This is a genomic window from Lysobacter antibioticus, assembly GCF_000731095.1.
Taxonomy (GTDB): Bacteria; Pseudomonadota; Gammaproteobacteria; order Xanthomonadales; family Xanthomonadaceae; genus Lysobacter; species Lysobacter antibioticus_B.
This window is the reverse complement of record NZ_JMTZ01000165.1, coordinates 1-3,426: the sequence shown is the minus strand read 5'-3', so window position 1 is coordinate 3,426 and position 3,426 is coordinate 1. Positions and strand designations below refer to the sequence as shown.

Below are 3,426 nucleotides of genomic sequence, written 5' to 3'. Positions count from 1 at the left end.
GGGCCAGCAAAAGAAAGTAACCCGGCCGCGTCAGCGGACGGAAGCTTTAGATGTTGGATGTTGCTTCACCGCTCTGCGGCGAGAAACGCAGCAACCGCCAGTTGCGCGGTCGCGGCTTGTGACCAAGGGAAATCCAGTAGGCCGCCGCTCCTACCCTCGCGAAAACACGCCGCGTCGATGCATGGCACCGGCGCGGTCGGTTCTGCGCGTCCCGTGGCCGCGGCTCACGCCGCTCCTACCGGGGCTCCGACCGGCAGCGCCGCGAGGTCGAGGCGCTGCGGTCGCCGCGCCCCATGCGGCCGCTCTACGCCAAACGTCCGCGATTCCGGCCACGCTCGCGCCATACGGATGTTTTGCGCAAAGACCGTACAAAAGCTTTGACTTCGTCGCCGCGTACGGATAATTTGCGCCGGCCAGTGTGACTTGAGTCACACATATGGCGAGAACCGGTCCCCGATCGACTCGGGTGCCGGTTCTTCAGCGATGACCATCCAGGGGACCGTATGCGAAGTCAGCAAAACACCGTGCCGCACCCGCGGCTCGGCGAGCACGCTTATGCCATCGTTTTCGCTGCCGGCCAGGATGGCGCGACCTTTTCTCCGCTCGGGCGCCCGGCTATCGACCCGCCGCGGCGCCTCTTCGTTCCACGTGCGCTGGCTTGGCTGTCGGCCCTGCTGGTCCTGGGCAGCGCCCTGCCGGTGTCGGCGTCGGAACAGAACGACGCCATCGACACCGGCTTGAACCGCGCGAGCTATGCCTCGCTGCTGACGGTGACCGCCGTCAGCAACGGCGGCACGCCGGGCACGACTTCGACCGGCATCGGCGCGGCCACGTTCGACGGCAATCCGCCTACCGCCTACGACCCGCGCATCAACCTCAGCTCGAACACCTTCAACTTCATGACGCCCTCGCCCTCGGGCACCACGGTCAACGTGGTGGGCGGCGGACAGGAAGCCGCTGGCACGCTGACCTTCAACTTCAGCCGTCCGGTGGTCAACCCGCGCTTCCACTTCGCCCGCCTCGGCGGCACCGGCGGCAGCGCGCTCAACAGCACGACCTTCCTCACCGCCACCGGCGGCGCGACCTGGACGGTGATCGGCGGGGCGTTGTCGACGACCCTGGGCAACACACGCCTGCGCGCTTCCTCGGCCGCGCCCTCGGTGGCCTGCACCGATCCGGCCTCGACCTCGGGCTGCGGCACCGCCCAGCTCAACGGCACCTTCACTTCGGCCGCACTCAACATCGGCCTCGGCAACCCGACGGCGCTCACCGGCACCGTGTCGCCGGACGCCTATGGCGTGAACATCACCGTCGACGAAGATTTCAGCGATGCGCCGACCAGCTACGGCATGGCCGGCCCCGCCGGCAACCAGCCCGCGCGCCAGCACCAACGCCGCCGGCGACACCGACAATGCCTTCGCCTCCTTGCCGATCGTCGGCGTCGGCACGTACAGCCTGTCGGTGCCGGTGGCCGGTTTTCAGACTGTCTCAGGCGCCTCGCCGCAGTTGTGCGGCTGGATCGACTTCAACCGCAACGGCACGTTCGAAACCGGCGAGCGCGCCTGCGCCGGCGTCACCGGCAACGGCAACGTGGCCTTGAACTGGACGATCCCGACCGGCGCGACCTATGTCGCCGGCGAAAGCTATGCGCGCCTGCGCCTGGGTTACACGACGTCGCAAGTTCAGAACGCGACTGGCCTGGCCGACAGCGGCGAGGTCGAGGACTACCCGATCACCCTGCTGCCGCGCGTGCGCCTGACCAAGGCGCTGGTGCCGACTTCGGACCCGGGCCTGTTCAACCTCTCGGTGGCGCCGGCGTCGGCGACCGCGGTGCAGACCAACAGCGGCACGGTCGCGAATGTCGGCAACGGCGGCACCACCGACTGGGTGCCGGTGCCGCTCGGCACGCTCATCACCGTCAGCGAGACCGCCGGCACAAGCACCAGCCTCAGCAACTACACCTCCAGCATCGCCTGCACCGATCGCTCCGGTGCCGCGGTGACGCTCGGCGCCGCCGGTACCACCCGCACCTTCTTCAGCCTGATCAGCGCACCGGTCGGGCCGCCGACCACGCCGAACAGCGCCAACGCCAATCTCAGCGAGATCAGTTGCACCGCGACCAATGCGCGGCTGCCCACCTTGCAGGTGGTCAAGGTCACCCAGAACGGCGTCGGCACGTTTTCGTTCAGCGGTACGAACGGCATCGCCAATCACGACATCACCACCGTCACCGCCGGCACCGGCGTGGCCGGCCCGGTGCAGTTGCTGACCGCCGCGGGCACCGCGACCACGGTGACCGAAGCGCCGCTGCCGGTCGGCTATCTGCTCGGCGGCATTTCCTGCAGCGGGCTCGGTGCAGGCGGTAACGCAACCGTCGACCTGCCGAACCGCAGCGTGAGCCTCGATGCCGCGGCGACTGCGGCCGGCAGCGCCATCGTCTGCACCTTCACCAATATCGCCCAGGTCGCGGATCTGGCCATCACCAAGACCAACACACCGCTGGCCGGCGACAGCGACCAAGCCAACGACACCTTGGTGCGCGGTGCGAGCACGCAATACAGCTTGCGCGTCATCAACAACGGGCCGGTGTCGGTGACCGGTGCGGTGGTGCGCGATACGCCCGGTGCGGGACTCAATTGCCCGAGCGGCAACGTGGTGAGCTGCAGCAGCGTGCCCGCCGGCGCCTGCCCGGGCCCGATCCTGATGAGCGACCTGACCGCGGGCGTACCGCTGGGCACGCTGTCGGTCGGCACGGTCGCGACCCTGACGTTTTCGTGCACCGTGCTATGACGGCGCGGCGGAACCACTTCCGCCCCGCCCGCTAGATTTCCCCGCTAGATTTCCCCGCTGGATTTGCGGTCGCAGGGCCAGCTCGCACGATCGGTTCGGCCCTGCGATCGTCGGCCACGGTGGTTCTGCCGGCTCAGTCTTTCGCTATCGCTGCGAACCTCATGACCGTACCTGACCGGACCCGCCGCGCGGTCCGGTCAGCGGTTTCGCGCACCGCCCGCTGCGCCGACCCGCTTACGGCACGGTGCACGAGAAGCTGAGCGTCACCACTGCGCCCAGCGGCAGGGTGCCCAGCGCCACACCGGCGGTCAGATCGCTGATCAGAATCGGACTCGGAGCGGCCGGGCACGCGCCGGCGGTCGCACTGCTGCAGCTCACCACGTTGCCTGCCGGGCAGTTCAAGCCACTGACCGGCGTGTCCTGGACGATGGCACCCGTGACCGACACCGGCCCGTTGTTGATGACGCGCAGGGTGTATTGCGTAGTCGCGCCGCGCACCACGGTGTCGTTGGCCTGGTCGTTGTCGCCGGCCAAGGGCGTGTTGGTTTTGGTGATGGCCAGATCCGCGACCTGGGCGATGTTGGTGAAGGTGCAGACGATGGCGCTGCCGGCCGCAGTCGCCGCGGCATCGAGGCT

General features: G+C 68.5%; 3 protein-coding genes. 1 reads left to right on the top strand and 2 read right to left on the bottom strand.

What is annotated here, in order from left to right; all coding sequences use genetic code 11:
* Positions 1-856: 856 nt before the first annotated feature.
* Entirely contained in the window at positions 857-1,243 is a 387-nt protein-coding gene (locus EX88_RS0122785; RefSeq protein ID WP_031374275.1) for a hypothetical protein, read from the bottom strand.
* Between the two features lie 86 nt (positions 1,244-1,329).
* Here EX88_RS0122785 and EX88_RS0122780 point away from each other — a divergent pair, with 86 nt between their 5' ends.
* On the top strand, positions 1,330-2,790 hold the full coding sequence (locus tag EX88_RS0122780; RefSeq protein WP_031374274.1) for a prealbumin-like fold domain-containing protein: 1,461 nt from the start codon (positions 1,330-1,332) through the stop codon (positions 2,788-2,790).
* 234 nt (positions 2,791-3,024) lie between these two features.
* Here the strand turns inward: EX88_RS0122780 and EX88_RS24140 are convergent.
* Positions 3,025-3,426: DUF11 domain-containing protein (locus EX88_RS24140; RefSeq protein WP_036149886.1), on the bottom strand; the 402-nt coding region annotated here is incomplete at its 5' end.

Excerpts from the sequence above, each read along its gene's own strand:
- EX88_RS0122785 (WP_031374275.1), bottom strand. The coding sequence starts at position 1,243 with ATGTTGAGTGCGGCCGAAGTGAAGGTGCCGTTGAGCTGGGCGGTGCCG.
- EX88_RS0122780 (WP_031374274.1), top strand. The coding sequence starts at position 1,330 with ATGCGCCGACCAGCTACGGCATGGCCGGCCCCGCCGGCAACCAGCCCG.